At 69.5% G+C, this 15,702-nt stretch carries 10 protein-coding genes; 9 read left to right on the top strand and 1 reads right to left on the bottom strand.

Features of this window, described 5'->3' with window-relative positions; all coding sequences use genetic code 11:
• Positions 1 to 58 precede the first annotated feature (58 nt).
• Complete coding sequence (locus JMO03_RS09635) at positions 59 to 2,923, bottom strand: TonB-dependent receptor (RefSeq protein WP_202842825.1); 2,865 nt, start codon at positions 2,921 to 2,923, stop codon at positions 59 to 61.
• Between the two features lie 542 nt (positions 2,924 to 3,465).
• Here JMO03_RS09635 and JMO03_RS09630 point away from each other — a divergent pair.
• The 9 genes from JMO03_RS09630 (at position 3,466) to JMO03_RS09590 (ending at position 15,491) form a co-directional block, all read left to right on the top strand.
• Entirely contained in the window at positions 3,466 to 4,524 is a 1,059-nt protein-coding gene (locus tag JMO03_RS09630; protein ID WP_202842823.1) for an aldose epimerase family protein, read from the top strand.
• A 235-nt stretch (positions 4,525 to 4,759) separates the two neighbouring features.
• Entirely contained in the window at positions 4,760 to 5,686 is a 927-nt protein-coding gene (locus JMO03_RS09625; RefSeq protein ID WP_425491819.1) for a Gfo/Idh/MocA family protein, read from the top strand.
• Positions 5,687 to 5,797: 111 nt separating this feature from the next.
• Positions 5,798 to 6,805, top strand: coding sequence for an AraD1 family protein (araD1, locus tag JMO03_RS09620; RefSeq protein ID WP_202842819.1), 1,008 nt, complete (start codon positions 5,798 to 5,800; stop codon positions 6,803 to 6,805).
• A 53-nt stretch (positions 6,806 to 6,858) separates the two neighbouring features.
• Entirely contained in the window at positions 6,859 to 8,298 is a 1,440-nt protein-coding gene (locus JMO03_RS09615; protein ID WP_202842817.1) for an aldehyde dehydrogenase family protein, read from the top strand.
• A 91-nt stretch (positions 8,299 to 8,389) separates the two neighbouring features.
• Positions 8,390 to 9,370 (top strand): ABC transporter substrate-binding protein, encoded by a 981-nt coding sequence (locus JMO03_RS09610; protein WP_202842815.1) that lies wholly within the window; start codon positions 8,390 to 8,392, stop codon positions 9,368 to 9,370.
• A gap of 326 nt (positions 9,371 to 9,696) precedes the next feature.
• The gene (locus JMO03_RS09605; protein ID WP_337926398.1) at positions 9,697 to 11,187 is read left to right on the top strand and encodes a sugar ABC transporter ATP-binding protein; all 1,491 of its coding nucleotides are present in this window, start codon (positions 9,697 to 9,699) and stop codon (positions 11,185 to 11,187) included.
• Positions 11,184 to 12,230, top strand: coding sequence for an ABC transporter permease (locus JMO03_RS09600; protein WP_202842811.1), 1,047 nt, complete (start codon positions 11,184 to 11,186; stop codon positions 12,228 to 12,230). The genes JMO03_RS09605 and JMO03_RS09600 overlap by 4 nt, the downstream gene beginning before the upstream one ends.
• Complete coding sequence (gene yjfF, locus JMO03_RS09595) at positions 12,227 to 13,240, top strand: galactofuranose ABC transporter, permease protein YjfF (RefSeq protein ID WP_202842809.1); 1,014 nt, start codon at positions 12,227 to 12,229, stop codon at positions 13,238 to 13,240. The genes JMO03_RS09600 and yjfF overlap by 4 nt, the downstream gene beginning before the upstream one ends.
• Positions 13,241 to 13,382: 142 nt before the next feature.
• The gene (locus JMO03_RS09590) at positions 13,383 to 15,491 is read left to right on the top strand and encodes a glycoside hydrolase family 43 protein (RefSeq protein WP_337926393.1); all 2,109 of its coding nucleotides are present in this window, start codon (positions 13,383 to 13,385) and stop codon (positions 15,489 to 15,491) included.
• The last annotated feature ends 211 nt before the right edge of the window (positions 15,492 to 15,702 follow it).

Genomic DNA, 15,702 nt, shown 5'->3' with positions numbered 1-15,702 from the left:
TCGGATGTTGGTGCGGAAACGGCCCGCCGGACGCGGATGGCGCGCCCGGCGGCAGGGCTCAGAAGCGGTAGCGCAGGCCGACCGCGAAGGTGCGGCTGTACAGCGCCGTGCCGAAGTTGTGCGTGCCCGGGTACTCGTAGTAGCTCTGGTAGAGCTCGTCTGTCAGGTTGGTGGCGTCGAAGGTCAGGGTCAGGTTGTCGCTGGCGTTGTAGCTGATCTGGAAGTCCATGCTCTTCTCGGCGTTGAAATACACGCCCAGCGGGTTGGCGAACAGCGCGGCCTCGTAGTGGTGCAGGAAGTCGTCGCGCCACACGTACGACAGCCGCGCGCTGAAGCGGCTGCGTTCGTAGGCGAGCACCACGCTGTAGGAGCTGTCGGAAATGCCGAACATCGGCGTGGTCTGGATGGCGACCACCTCGCCGGCGCTGTTGGTCACCGGGATGTCCTGGCTGGAATCGAGCGCGGTGTAGCTGGCCTGCACGCCGAAGCCGTCGAGCAGGCCGGGCAGCGACTCCGGGAAGTACACCACGCCCAGCTCCAGGCCCTCGAGCTCGCCGTTGGAGGCGTTGTCGGGCTGGGTGAGGATGTAGTCGTAGCCTTCGAAGGTCACGCGGCGGCGGAAATCGGCGACCATGCCCTCGATCTCGCGCCGGAACAGCGTGGCGTAGACCGCACTGCCGGGGGAGAAGTACCACTCCAGGCCGAGGTCGTAGTTCTTCGATTCGGTCGGCTCCAGCCCCGGGTTGCCGCCGGTGGCGGTGCCGTAGCCGATGTTGGTCACGTCCTCGACGTAGATGATGTTGGGATTGAGCTGGTTGAAGGCGGGGCGGCGCAGGGTTTCGCCGTAGGCCAGGCGCGCCATCAGGTTGGGGGTGAAGCTGTAGCGCAGCATCACGCTCGGCAGCAGCTTGGACGCGTTGGCGGAGGCGCTGCCCTCGCCGAACACCATGTCGGTGTCGACGTCGACGTAGCGCAGGCCGAGCTGGCCGTCGAGCACCTGGTCGCCGAGTTCGAAGGCGAAATCGCCCTGCAGGTAGAGCGCGGTGCTGGTTTCATCGACGTTGAAGTTCTCCACCATCGAGAGCTGGCCGCTGGTCGGGCGGCCGTACAGCGCACGGTAGAAGTCGGCGTTGTCGCGGATGTACCGGCCGTTGGGCACGACCCAGGAGGTCGGCACGTCGGCGCGGCCGTCGAAGAAGCCGCTGTTGATCGAGATCAGGCCCGGATTGGCGGTGAGCGAGCAGTCCGGGAGCGCGCGGTCGCAGGCGTTGTCCGGCCCGACGCGCATGCCTTCGCTGGAGGTGCGATTGTCGTAGCGGGCGCCGAAGGTGATCCTGTCCAGTGGGCCCCAGCCGGCGGCGTAGTCGCCGTCGAAGGTGAAGGTGGTGGCGTCGCCGCGCGCATAGTTGGCGTTGTCGTAAAGCTGGGCCACGTTCCACTGCGCGGGATCGTCGGTGCGGCTCTCGTCGACGCCCGGCGTGGCCGGATCGTCCTCGAAGCCGAAGGCCGGCACGCCGCCGCCGCGGTTGAAATCGACCCAGACCGCGTTGGTCACCCGGTCGGTACGCATGGCGAAGAAGTCGGTCTCGAACTCGCTGTCCTGGTAGGTCACCTCCGACTGCAGCTTCAGCCGGTCGCCGATCTCCCACTTGCCGCCGAGGGCGTAGAGGTAGCTGTCGGTCTTGCCGGTGGCGAGGTCGCCGCTGGTGAAGTTGTACGGGAAGCCGATGCCCTGGCGCGCCCGCACGATGTTGGTGCCGTCGTAGAGTGTGATGTTCTGCGCGGGGTTTTCGCCCAGCGCGCCCCACCAGTCGACGAACGAGAACAGCAGCGAGTTGAACGATTCGTTGCGGTAGCCGTTGTAGAACGCCTCGAACACGTATTCGGAGGTGTCGTTCGGTGCCCACTGCAGCGAGACGTTGGCCGCGGGGCGTTCGCGCCTGCCGGTCAGGTCGCTGGCGAAGATCGCGTCGCGCGAGAGCACGTACTCGTACTGCTGGCCGCGTACCGGCAGGGTCGATCCGGGTGCGAAGGGCAGGCCCGCTTCCAGGCCCGGCTGCCAGACTTCCGCGCCGTCGATCATGGTCGGGATGCGCTCGTAGGGCACGAAGCCCTCGGGCGGCGCATCGGTGAAGAACGGCACCATCGCGCCGGCGGTCACGCTCTGGTCGCGATAGTTGGTGACCGCGTAGGACACGTTGGCCAGCGCGCCGAAGCGGCCGCCGCCCACGTCCCAGACGTTGGAGACGAGCGCGCTGAGGTTGGGATCGGTTTCCCCGTTCTGCTCCTGGTGGATCGTGCGCGCGGCCACCACCACCGTGGCCTCGTCGAAGTCGAACGGGCGGTGGGTATGGATGTCGATCTGGCCGGCGATGCCGGTCTCGATCAGGTTGGCCGAGCGGGTCTTGTAGATCTCGGTGCTGGCCAGCAGGCTGGCCGGGATGTCGGCCAGCGCCACCGAACGGCCCGATGCGGTGAAGATGTTGCGGCCGTTGATGGTGGTGGTGACGTCGTTGAGGCCGCGGATCGACACCGTGGTCACCTCGCCGGCGCCGCGGTCGGTGGTCTGCACGCCGGTCACGCGCTGCAGCGCCTCGACCAGGTTGTTGTCGGGGAACTTGCCGATGTCCTCGGCGACGATGGCATCGACGATCTGCATCGAACCCTGCTTGATCTGCAGCGCGTCGATCATGCTGGCGCGCAGGCCGCGCACCTCGACCCGGTCGAGCTCGGTCGCGTCGGCAGTCCGAGCCGGCGTGGTATCCGCCGGTTCGCAGATCGCGTCGGGATCGGCGGCCGTGGGGCAGGGGCGCGCGGTTTCCTGTGCGGCCGCGGGCTGCGCGGACAGGGCCATGGCCAGCGCCGCGGGCAACACGGCCAGGCGCAGCGAACGGGTCGGGGTCCAGCGGGTCGGACGGTTCATGGGCGAGCCTCTCTACTCGTGGTTCGGGATGCCGCGGCAGGCCGCGGGGGACGTGCGGAACGGAGTGACATCGCGTGATGCGATGTCACCGCCGGGTTCGGGAAAAGGGGTTCGGGCCGGTATCGGGTCGACCCGCGCGAACCACGCGGCCGGCGCGGCGCACGGGCACGGGCACGGATGCGGGAAACGGATGCGGTGCGTCGCGGCATGGACGCATGCCGCCTGCTTCGTGCGTCGTCACTTCAACCCCTCCCGGTCTACGTCTGGACGCGAACAACCAAGTTGTGGGCCGCGCGTGGAACGACGGCCGTGCAATCCGCTGGCGCGTCGTGGCGCGGGCCTGTTGCGGGTGCGGGTCGAGATTAGTCGCGGCATGGATAACGTTCTAATGAAATAAACGGAATGATCGATATCCGGTTTCATATATCGATCCAGGTATTCCATTCCCGCTTCCAGCCATTCCAAAAGCGCGATGGTTGTGCGGGTGCGACCGCGCATATGCTGCCGCGCTCGATGCGACCGTCGCATCCGGAAGAAGGCGCGTGGAGAGAACTCGATTGTTCGGCCGGCTCGACGACGGCCGCGACGTGCATGCCTACCGACTCGGCGACGACGACGGCATATCGGTCGAAGTCCTCGATCTCGGCGGCATCCTCGCGCGGCTGGTGGTGCATGGAGAGGGCGGGCGCGTCGATGCGGTGCTGCGGCTGCCCGATGCGCGCGCGTATTTCGCCGATCCGGCGTATCTTGGCATCCTTGTCGGCCGTTACGGCAACCGCATCGGCGGGGCGCGATTCACGCTGGACGGCTGCGAGCACGTGCTTTCTGCCAACGAGGGCCGCAACCACCTGCATGGCGGCCACCTGGGGTTCGGGCGCCGGCTGTGGCAGGTGCAATCGCATGCGCGCGACGTGCTGGTGCTGCGGCTTCGTTCGCCGGATGGCGAGGAGGGCTATCCGGGCAATCTCGATGTGGTCGCGACCTATCGCGTGCGCGACGACGGACTCGCTCTGCTGTTCGAAGCGCGCAGCGACGCGGCGACGCCGTTCAATCCCACCCACCATCCCTACTTCAACCTGGCCGGCGACGCGGCGGTGCCGGCGTCGGCGCAGTGGCTGCAGGTGCCGGCCACGGGTTACCTGCCGGTCGCGGATGACCTGATCCCGTTGGGCGCGATCGCCGATGTCGCGGGCACGCCGTTCGACTTCCGCGAGGCGGCGACGCTCGATGCACGCTTCGATGGGGTCGATGCGCAATTGAGCAGGTGCGGCGGCTACGACCATTGCCTGGTGCAGCGGCCCGGCCACGCGTTCGCCGCAGCGCTGTATTCGCCACACAGCGGGGTGGCGATGCGGATCGACTGCGACGCGCCGGCGCTGCAGCTCTATGGCGGGCAGGGGCTCGACCGCCAGCACCCGGGAATGGGGCGCGGGCTGTGCCTGGAGCCGCAGGACTTGCCCGACGCGCCGAACCAGCCGGCTTTCCCGCTGGCCATCCTGCGGCCGGGCACGGCGTACCGGCGTGAGATCCTGTACCGCTTCGCCTGCCCGGGACGCGGCCGTGCCTGGAACGAGGTGGCGGCAGCGCTGGAACTCTCCTGAGGTCAGGCAGGCGCTGGAATACTGTCATTTCGGGCGTAGCGAGAAGCGCTTTACGACAGCGAAGCTGGCCAATCCATGCTCTTGATTTTCCGGGATTCCTCACTGCGTTCGGAATGACATCCCCGGACTTTTCCGGCATTGCCCCAGGCGGGCAGGCGATGTCGCAAACAGGCCGCCATCCGCAGGCAGGACTCCCGTCCGCGCCGCCCCTTGCCCTTCCATGGAGACTTCACCCTTGGCCACCATCAACCTCGCGATCGTCGGCGTCGGCAAGATCGTGCGCGACCAGCACCTCCCGGCCGTGGCCGGCAACCCGGACTTCCGGCTGGTCGCGGCCGCCAGCCGCAACGGGCGGGTGGAGGGCATCGACAACTTCGGCTCGATCGAGGAGATGCTGTCGGCGGTGCCGTCGGTCCAGGCGGTCTCGCTGTGCATGCCGCCGCAGTACCGCTACGCGGCGGCTGTGAAGGCGCTGGAGGCCGGCAAGCACGTGTTCTTGGAGAAGCCGCCCGGAGCGACGCTCTCGGAGGTGGAAGACCTGGCCTCGCGCGCAGCCGCGAACGGCGTGTCGCTGTTCGCCAGCTGGCATTCGCGCTACGCCCCGGCGGTGGAGGCGGCGCGGGACTTCCTGACGGGCACCCGCATCGATTCCATGCGCGTGGCGTGGAAGGAGGACGTGCGCCAGTGGCATCCCGGGCAGGACTGGATCTGGCAGCCCGGCGGCCTGGGCGTGTTCGACCCGGGCATCAATGCGCTGTCGATCGTCAGCAGGATCCTGCCGCGGCCGGTGTTCGCCACGTCCGCGACGCTGGAATTCCCGGAGAACCGCGAGGCGCCGATCGCGGCAACTATCTCCTTCACGGATGCGGCCGGCCTGGACCTGCTGGCCGAGTTCGACTGGCGCCAGACCGGCCCGCAGAGCTGGGATATCGCGGCCGGCACCGCCGCCGGCGAGATGCTGCTGTCGCAGGGCGGCGCGAAGCTGTCCGTCGATGGCCGGCTGCTGCACGCCGGGCCCGAGCAGGAGTACCCCATGCTGTATCGCCGCTTCGCCGAACTCATCCGGGCCGGCCGCTCGGACGTGGACCTGGCGCCGCTGCGGCACGTGGCCGACGCGTTCATGCTGGGTAGGCGCAAGGTGGTGGAGGCGTTCCACGACTGAGGGAAGGGATACGGGAACCGGTATGTGTTTCTCGCCGGAATGAATTGGATGCATATCCGTCGACCCGGCAGAATGCGCGATGCACATCCACGGGAACGGCAGGCCGCGCAGATGCGATTGATCCAGCTGAGGGACGAGGCCGGGAACACCCGCGCGGGCGTGGTCGATGGCGACGGCGCGCTGGTGCGCGTGCTCGACGGCGTCGACGGCACCTACGCGCTCGCCGGCGCCGCGATCGCCGCCGGACGCAGCCTTGCCGACCAGGCCGAAGCGACGCCGGGCGACGCGCGCCTGGATTACGCCGAACTGCTGCGCCAGGGCCGCGTGCTGAGCCCGCTGCACCATCCCGATCCCGCGCATTGCCTGGTCACCGGCACCGGCCTGACCCATCTCGGCAGCGCCGCCGCGCGCGACGCCATGCACCAGACCCTGCAGCAGAAGGCGCAGGAAGGCACGCTCACCGATTCGATGCGCATGTTCCAGTGGGGCGTGGAGGGCGGCATTCCCGCGCCGGGCACGCCGGGTGCGCAGCCGGAATGGTTCTACAAGGGCGATGGCGCGATCGTCGCCGCGCCGGGCGTGGCGCTGGAATCGCCGGACTTCGCGCTCGATGGCGGCGAGGAACCCGAGCTGGTGGGCGTGTACCTGATCGGTCCGGACGGGACCCCGCACCGGCTGGGCTACGCGATCGGCAACGAGTTCTCCGACCACGTCACCGAACGCCAGAACTACCTGTACCTGGCGCATTCCAAGCTGCGCTGCTGCGCGATCGGCCCCGAACTGCGCACCGGCGCGCTGCCGCGCGACCTGCGCGGCAGCAGCCGCCTGCGCCGCGGCGACACCGTGGTCTGGGAGAAGCCGTTCCTCACCGGCGAGGCCAACATGTGCCACTCGCTGGAGAACCTCGAATACCACCACTTCAAGTACGCCGCGCACCGGCGCCCGGGCGACGTGCACCTGCATTTCTTCGGCACCGCCACGCTGAGCTTCGCCGATGGCATCCGCGCCGAGCCGGGCGACGTGTTCGAGATCGAGTTGCCGGAGCTGGGCGCGCCGCTGCGCAATGCGCTGCGCTGCGCGCCCTCGGGCTTCGCGCCGGGCGGCGTGCGCGCGCTGTAGCGCGTGCCGCGGCGATGCCGAAGGCGGGCCCGGACCCCATCAGGAGACGCACCATGAGCGAACAACGCTTCAGCAGCTACATCGGCGGCCAGTGGGTCGAAGGTGACGGCGACCACGCCGACGAGAACCCGGCCGACCTGGCCTCGCCGGTCGGACACTACGGCACGCTCGACGCCGCGCGCACCGCGCAGGCCGTGGACGCCGCCGCGACCGCGTTCCCGAAGTGGTCGCTGTCCAGCCCGCAGCAGCGCGCCGACATCCTCGACTTCGTCGGCAGCGAGATCCTGGCCCGCAAGGCCGAACTCGGCCGCCTGCTCGCGCGCGAGGAGGGCAAGACCCTGGCCGAGAGCATCGGCGAGGCGGCGCGCGCGGGGCAGATCTTCAAGTTCTTCGCCGGCGAGGCGCTGCGCATTCCCGGCGAGAAGCTGGCCTCCACCCGCCCGGGCGTGGATGTGGAGATCACCCGGGAGCCGGTCGGCACGGTCGGCATCATCGCGCCGTGGAACTTCCCGCTGGCGATCCCGGCCTGGAAGATCGCGCCGGCGCTGGCTTACGGCAACACCGTGGTGTTCAAGCCGGCGGAGATCGTGCCGGGCTGCGCCTGGGCGATCGCCGAGATTCTCTCGCGCGCCGGCCTGCCCGAGGGCGTGTTCAACATGGTCCTGGGCAGCGGGCGCGTGGTCGGGCAGGCGTTGGTGGCGCACAAGGGGCTCGATGCGCTCAGCTTCACCGGCTCGGTGCCCACCGGCCACGCGCTGCTGAAGCAGGCCGCGGCGCGTGCGCTCAAGGTGCAGCTGGAAATGGGCGGCAAGAACCCGCTGGTGGTGCTGGCCGATGCCGACCTCGACACCGCGGTGGAATGCGCGGTCAACGGCGCCTACTTCTCCACCGGCCAGCGCTGCACTGCCTCGAGCCGGCTGATCGTGGAGAGCGCTGTCTACGACGAGTTCGTTGCCCGGACCCGGGCGCGGCTGGCGAAGCTGACGGTGGGCGATCCGCTGGAAGACGGCGTGCACATCGGTCCGGTCGCCAGCCAGGCCCAGCTCGACACCGACCTGTCCTACATCCAGGCCGGCCACGACGACGGCGCCGAGCTGCTGGCCGGTGGCGGACGCGTGGAGCGAGGCACCGAGGGCCACTTCCTCGCGCCGACGCTGTTCGCGGCCAGGCCATCCGACCGCATCGCCCGCGAAGAGATCTTCGGGCCGGTGGCGGCGCTGCTGCGCGCCGACGACTACGAACACGCGCTGGCCCTGGCCAACGACACCGAGTTCGGGTTGTGCGCCGGCATCTGCACCACCTCGCTGAAGCATGCGACCCACTTCAAGCGCCACGCGCAGGCCGGGATGGTGATGGTCAACCTGCCGACCGCGGGCGTGGATCCGCACGTGCCGTTCGGCGGGCGCAAGGCATCGAGTTACGGACCGCGCGAGCAGGGCCGCTATGCGGTGGAGTTCTACACCACGGTCAAGACCGCCTACACCGCGGCCTGAAGCCAGGACGCGACCGGCGCGCACGTGGGCGCGCGCTGGTGCACCATGTGGGCATGGTGATCGCGCAGACGAGACGAACCGGGAGGGAGCGATGCGGAATCTGATGGGTGTGGCGGCGCTGCTGTGCGCCGCGGTGCTGACAGCGTGTTCGGGCGGCGATGGCGGCGCGGACACGGCTGCCGCCGGCGAAGGCGCGATCACCGTGGGCTTCAGCCAGGTAGGCGCGGAGAGCGAATGGCGCACCGCGAACACGCGTTCGGTGCGCGAGGCGCTGGCCGCGCCGGAGTTCGACCTGCGCTTCTCCGATGCGCAGCAGAAGCAGGAGAACCAGATCAAGGCGCTGCGCTCGTTCATCGCCCAGGGGGTGGACGTGATCGCGTTCTCGCCAGTGGTCGAAACCGGCTGGGACACGGTGCTGCGCGAAGCGAAGGCCGCGGGCATCCCGGTGGTGCTGACCGACCGCGCGGTGAACGTGTCCGACGAGTCGCTGTACGCCACGCTGGTCGGGTCCGACTTCGTCGAGGAAGGCCGCCGCGCCGCGCGCTGGCTGGTGGAAGACAGCGAAGGCGAGGCTGGGCCGATCCGGATCGTCGAACTGCAGGGCACGGTGGGGTCCGCGCCGGCCAACGACCGCATGCGCGGCTTCAAGGAAGTGATCGACGCCGATGCGCGATTCCAGATCGTGCGCTCGCAGAGCGGCGATTTCACCCGGGCGCGCGGCAAGGAAGTGATGGAGGCCTTCCTCCGGGCCGAGGGCAGGAACATCGACGTGCTGTTCGCGCACAACGACGACATGGCGATCGGCGCGATCCAGGCGATCGAGGAGGCCGGGCTGAAGCCCGGCACCGACATCCGCATCGTCTCGATCGACGGTGTGCGTGGGGCATTCGAGGCGATGAAGGCCGGGAAGCTCAACGCCACGGTCGAATGCAATCCGCTGCTCGGGCCGCAGCTGGCGCAGCTGGTGCGCGACGTGCACGCGGGCCGCGAGGTGCCGAAGCGGGTGATGGTGGAAGAGGGCGTGTTCACCCAGGACCAGGCCGAGGCCGAACTGCCGAACCGCAAGTACTGAGCCGGTGCGCGCGATCACGGCCCTCACCCTCGCGCGCTGCGCGCTTTCCCTCTCCCGCAAGCGGGGCGAAGAGGCGCGCTTGCGAGCCACTGGCTCGCGCGCCGATGAGCGCCCTGCGCGCTGCGCAGGGCCGGGGGAAAGGGAGCAGCCGATGAGCGCTGTCGCTGCGCTCACCCTCGCGCGCAGTGCGCGCTTTCCCTCTCCCTCAAGCGGGAGAGGGGCTAGTAGTCCTCGGCCCTCGCCTTCGCGTGTTGCGCACTCTTTCCCTTCTCCCGATTTCGGGAGAAGGTGCCCGAAGGGCGGATGAGGGCCGCCGCTTGAGCGACGTGATCCTGCACGCAGAACGCCTGTGCAAGCGGTTCGGCGCGACCCGTGCGCTCGACGGCGCCGGTCTGACCCTGCGCGCCGGCGAGGTGCATGCGCTGATGGGCCAGAACGGCGCGGGCAAGTCGACCCTGATCAAGCTGCTCACCGGTGTGGAGACGCCCGATGCCGGCACGGTGACGCTCGCCGGCCGCGCGATCGCGCCGGCCAGCCCGCTCGAGGCGCAGCACGCCGGCATCAGTACCGTCTACCAGGAAGTGAACCTCTGCCCGAACCTGTCGGTCGCCGAGAACCTGTTCGCCGGCCGCTATCCGCGGCGCTTCGGCCTGGTCGACTGGGCGCGGGTGCGCGCCGGCGCGCGCGAGCTGCTGGCCGAGCTGCAACTGGAGATCGATGTCGACCGGCCGCTGTCGTCCTATCCGGTCGCGATCCAGCAGATGGTGGCGATCGCGCGCGCGCTGGGCGTCTCGGCACGGGTGCTGATCCTCGACGAGCCGACCTCGAGCCTCGACGAGGACGAGGTGCGCCAGCTGTTCGCGGTGATGGGCCGACTGCGCGATCGCGGGATGGCGATCCTGTTCGTCACCCATTTCCTCGACCAGGTCTACGCGGTGTCCGACCGTATCACCGTGCTGCGCAACGGGGGACTGGTCGGCGAATACCTGCCGGCCGACCTGCCGCGGGCGGCGCTGGTGAAGGCGATGGTCGGGCGCGAGGTGGAACTGACCGGCGCGCGCGGTGCGTCCGCAGACGCATTGCCGAAGGGCGAGGTGGTGCTCGAGGCCCGCGGCCTCGGCCGTCGTGGCAGCCTGCAGCCGGTGGACGTGCGCGTGCACGCGGGCGAGGTGCTCGGCCTCGGCGGCCTGCTCGGTTCGGGTCGGACGGAACTGGCGCGGCTGCTGTTCGGCCTCGACCGCGCCGACAAGGGCGAACTGCAGGTGGCAGGCGAGACCGCCGACCTGCACCATCCCGCCGATGCGGTGGCGCGTGGGCTGGCACTGTGCCCGGAGGAGCGCAAGACGGAGGGCATCGTCGCCGGCCTGTCGGTACGCGAGAACATCGTGCTGGCGCTGCAGGCGCGGCGCGGCTGGCGGCGGTCGTTGCCGCGCGCTAGGCAGGAGGAGATGGCGACGCGCTACGTCGAACTGCTCGGCATCCGCACCACCGGCATCGAGGCGCCGGCCGCCGCGCTCTCGGGCGGCAACCAGCAGAAGGTGCTGCTGGCGCGCTGGCTGGCCACGGATCCGAAGCTGCTGATCCTCGACGAACCCACGCGCGGCATCGACATCGCCGCCAAGCAGGAAATCATGGCCGAAGTGGTGCGGCTGGCGCGGCAGGGCATGGCGGTGCTGTTCATCTCCGCCGAGATCGAGGAACTCACGCGCCTGGGCGATCGCATCGCGGTGCTGCGCGAACGGCGCATGGCCGGCGAGCTGCCCGGCGGCTGCGACGGCCGGCAGGTACTCGACATGATCGCGGGGCACGGCGGATGACCGGCGAGCCACCACCGTCGCTCGCCAGACGGGCGTTCGCGCATCCGCTGCTGTGGCCGCTGCTCGCGCTGGCGCTGCTGCTGCTCGGCAACGGGCTGTTCAATCCCGGCTTCCTCTCGCTGGAGTGGCGCGATGGGCGCCTGTACGGCAACCTCGTCGACATCGCCAACCGGGCCGCGCCGCTGATCCTGGTGTCGCTGGGCATGACCCTGGTGATCGCGGTGCGCGGGCTCGACATCTCGGTCGGCGCGGTGCTCGCGATCGCCGCGACCGTGGCCGCGTGGACCATCACCCGTATGACCACGGGCGGCGGCGGCCTCGCACCGTTGTTCGCCGCGATCGGCGCCGCACTCGCCGCAGCCGCCCTGTGCGGACTGTGGAACGGATTGCTGGTGGTGAAGGTGGGCATGCAGCCGATCATCGCCACCCTGATCCTGATGGTGGCCGGTCGCGGCGTCGCGCAGCTGATCAGCGACGGCCAGATCCTGACGATCTACTACGAGCCCTACAGGTTCCTCGGCACCGGCTTCCTGCTGGGCCTGCCGTTCTCGCTGTTCGTGGTGGTGGCGGTGTTCGCCACGCTGAAGCTGCTGCTCGATCGCACGGCGCTCGGCCTGTTCGTGCGCGCGATCGGATACAACCCGGTAGCCGCGCACGTGGCTGGCGTGCGTGCGCGCGCGATCACGCTGTCGCTGTACGTGTTCTCCGGCTTCTGCGCCGGGCTGGCCGGCCTGCTGGTGAGCGCGAACGTCGCCAGCGCCGACGCCAACAATGCGGGCCAGCTGCTCGAACTCGACGCGATCCTCGCGGTCGCGATCGGCGGCACCGCGCTCGCAGGCGGCCGCTTCAGCCTGGCCGGCAGCCTGGTCGGCGCGCTGATCATCCAGACGCTGACCACCACCATCTACGCCATCGGCGTTCCGCCGCAGGTCAACCTGGTGGTCAAGGCGCTGCTGGTACTGGCGGTGCTGCTGCTGCAGTCGCCGCAGTTCCGCGGCCAGGTGCGTGCGCTGGTCCGGCGCCCGCAGCGGGGCACCGCATGAGCGCGGTGCCGCTGCGCGGGCTGGCGCAGGCGGGCGGGCTGGGTCGCCTGTGGCGCGACCCGCGCTACGTTTCGCTCGCGGTCACGGTGTCGCTGTTCCTGGCGATGTCGATCGCCGGCGGCGTGCTGTACGACGGCTTCCTGCGGCCGCAGGTGTTCCTCAACCTGTTCATCGACAACGGCTTCGTGCTGATCGTCGCGGTCGGCATGACCTTCGTGATCCTCACCGGCGGCATCGACCTGTCGGTGGGTGCGGTGGTCGCGTTCAGCACGGTGCTGCTGGCCAGCCTGGTACAGCACCACGGCTGGCATCCGCTGGCCGCGATCGCGGCGGTGCTGGTGCTGGGCACCGCGTTCGGCGCGACGATGGGCGCGATGATCCAGCGCTACCGGCTGCAGCCGTTCGTGGTGACGCTGGCCGGCATGTTCCTCGCGCGCGGCACGGCGACCCTGGTGAGCGTGGACTCGATCGGCATCGACCACGCCTTCCACGTCGCGGTGGCGAGCCTGCGCATCCCGGTGGGCGGGGGCGCCTCGCTGTCGGTGGGCGCCGCGATCGCGCTGCTGGTGATGGCCGGCGGCGCGTTGCTGGCCGGCATGACCCGTTTCGGCCGCGCGGTCTACGCGATCGGCGGCAACGAGCAGTCCGCGCACCTGATGGGCCTGCCGGTCGACGCCACCCTGGTGCGCGTGTACGCGCTCAGCGGCTTCTGTTCGGCGCTGGCCGGGGTGGTCTATACCTTCTACATGCTCAGCGGCTACAGCCTGCACGCCTCGGGGCTGGAACTCGACGCGATCGCCGCGGTGGTGATCGGCGGCACCCTGCTCGCGGGCGGCAGCGGCTACGTGCTCGGCACCCTGTTCGGCGTGCTGGTGCTGGGGCTGATCCAGACATTGATCGTGTTCGACGGCACGCTGAGTTCGTGGTGGACGCGCATCGCCATCGGCGCGCTGCTGCTGGCGTTCTGCCTGATGCAGCGGCTGCTGGCGAAACGGGGCGGCGCTGGTTGAAGCCGGGAGCCGTCATTCCCGCGAAGTCGGGAAGCGCTTCACAACGGCACGAAGTGCTGGTCATCCACTGCGACTCGGGTGGACCCCCACGACGTCCGGTCTTCCCCGGAACAGGCGAAGGGATTTCTGAAAGGAGGTGCGCGTGAGGAATGTGATCGCCGGATTGCTCTGCGTGCTGCTGGCACTGGCGCCGGCCTTCGCCAGCGACCGCGCCACCACCTGGACCGCCGACAACGGCAACGGTACCTTCACCAACCCGCTGCTGTACGACGAGTTCTCCGATCCCGACCTGATCCGCGTCGGCGATTGGTTCTACATGACCGGCACCACCATGCACGCGGTGCCCGGGCTGCCGGTGCTGCGCTCGCGCGATCTGGTGAACTGGGAATTCCTGTCGTACGCGATGACCGGGTTCCCGCCCGGTCCCGAGTACCGGCTCGAGGATGGCCGCGACCTGTACGGGCAGGGCATCTGGGCGCCGAGCCTGCGCCATCACGACGGCCGGTTCCACATCTTCGTCAACGTCAACGAGCGCGGCCTGCACGTGTTCACCGCGACCGATCCGGCGGGGCCGTGGACGCATTCGCGCATCGACCGCAACCTGCACGACCTCTCGGTACTGTTCGACGACGACGGCCGCGTGTATGCGGTGTTCAACTACAACGAAGTGCGCCTGGTCGAGATCAAGTCCGACCTCAGTGGCGTCGTCGAGGGCAGCGAGCGGGTGATCATCCCCGCCGGCAACGGCATGGGCGAGGGCCACCACTTCTACAAGATCGACGGGCGCTACTACATCATCAGCGCCAACTACGCGCCGGTGGGGCGGATGCAGGCCGCCCGCGCCGAACGGCTGGACGGGCCCTGGGAGACGGTGGCGATCAGCGCCAGCGAGACCATGGGCACCCAGCGCGGCTGGTGGGAGGATGGCGTGGGCCAGCGCACGCCGGTGCCGACCGGTGCGACGCGCTTCTCGATGCACAAGCCGGGCGACAATGCGCTGGGCGCGGTGCCGCTGCACCAGGGCGGCATCGTGCAGACCCCGAACGGCGACTGGTGGGGTTTCTCGATGATGGACGTGAAGTCCATCGGCCGCACCACGTTCCTGTCGCCGGTGACCTGGCGGGACGGCTGGCCGTACTTCGGCCTGGCCGGCAACCTCGGCCGTTCGCCGCGCACCTGGCTCAAGCCGGAGGTCGGCGTCGAGACGCCGCCGCATGCGACCTATGCACGCAGCGACGATTTCTCCACGGATGCGCTGAAACCGGTCTGGCAGTGGAACCACCAGCCGGTCGACGGCAAGTGGTCGCTGGTCGAGCGGCCGGGCGCGCTGCGCCTGCATGCGCTGCCCGCGGACGATTTCCTGTGGGCACGCAACACCCTGACACAGCGCGTGATCGGCCCCGAGTCCACGGCGACCGTGCGTCTGGATGCGTCCGGCCTCGCGCCGGGCGACGTCGCCGGCCTCGGCCTGCTCAACATGCCGGCGTCGTGGTTGGGCATCATGCGCAGCGAGGCGGGTGCGTTGCTGCGCTGGTACTCTCAGCTCGGCGATCGGCATGTGGACGTGCCGCTGGAATCGAGCGAGGTGTATCTGCGCGTGGCCGGCGACTACGACGACGACTTCGCGCGCTACTCCTGGAGCGTCGACGGCCAGCGCTACGCCGACATCGGCGACCCCGTCCGGCTGCCGTACCAGCTCAAGACCTTCCAGGGCTCGCGCTACGCGCTGTTTGCGTTCAACACGGCAGGCCGGGAAGGCGGCCATGCCGATTTCGACGACTTCCGCGTGCACGAGCCGCTGGCCGACCGCTCGCGCAACCTCCCGCTGGGTCAGGTGGTGTCGCTGTCGAACCTCGGCGACGACACGGTCGCGCGGGTGCACCCGCTGGGCGTGCTGCAGCCGGTGGCGGCCGACTCGGACGAGGCGAAGTCGAATGGCGCGCGTTTCCGCGTGCACGACCGCGGCCAGGGGCAGGTGGCATTCGAGGCGATGGACGGCAGCGGCTTCCTGACCGTGGTCGGCATCGGCCTGTCGGCGGACGTGCGCCTGCTGCCGGAGCAATCGTCCGCAAGCCTGTTCATGTGGCAGGACCTGCTGCGCGGCGAGGTCATGCTGCTGTCGATGAAGACCCACCGCTACCTGGGCATCCTGCCGGACAGCGGCGAGCCGTATGCCGCCGACCGCCCCGGCGCGCGTCCTGACCGGAAGGACGGCACCGTGCTGAGATGGCACGCCGCTGGCGGGGACTGAAAGCCGTGACGTGACCGCGCGACCTGCTCGGTTTCTCCACTCGCTGCCGGGCGAGAGAAAGTCGGGAAGGGGTCTTCCTTCGGGTGCTTCTTTCCAGGCCAGGAAGAAGCGCAGCGTCGGATCCGATCGCGGGGCGCCGGGTACGGATACCCCTGGGTACGAATGTCCCCCGGCGACGGCCAGCGGCCGTCGCCTCCTCCTTGATTTCGTA

The sequence above is a fragment of the Luteimonas saliphila genome, assembly GCF_016774335.1.
Classification (GTDB): Bacteria; Pseudomonadota; Gammaproteobacteria; order Xanthomonadales; family Xanthomonadaceae; genus Luteimonas; species Luteimonas saliphila.
The sequence above is the reverse complement of the archived record's forward strand: the minus strand, read 5'-3'. Positions and strand labels throughout refer to the sequence as shown.